This window comes from Duganella margarita (assembly GCF_009857535.1).
GTDB classification, from domain to species: domain Bacteria; phylum Pseudomonadota; class Gammaproteobacteria; order Burkholderiales; family Burkholderiaceae_D; genus Rugamonas; species Rugamonas margarita.
Map to the genome: position 1 here is coordinate 1 of NZ_WWCS01000113.1, position 217 is coordinate 217.

Below are 217 nucleotides of genomic sequence, written 5' to 3' on the forward strand. Positions count from 1 at the left end.
AGGATTCGTGACTGGGGTGAAGTCGTAACAAGGTAGCCGTATCGGAAGGTGCGGCTGGATCACCTCCTTTCTAGAGTTTGCAGGATTCTCCGGAATCACTTTCAAGCGCTCACACTTATCGACTGTAATGAATTAGAGAACAGCAAATATTGGGGCTGTAGCTCAGCTGGTTAGAGCACCGTGTTGATAACGCGGGGGTCGTTGGTTCGAGTCCAAC

General features: G+C 50.2%; 1 rRNA gene. It reads left to right on the forward strand.

Annotated features, from left to right (window positions below):
* A 16S ribosomal RNA gene (locus GTP55_RS29470) occupies nucleotides 1-70 on the forward strand; the annotation flags it as partial.
* Nucleotides 71-217: the final 147 nt, after the last annotated feature.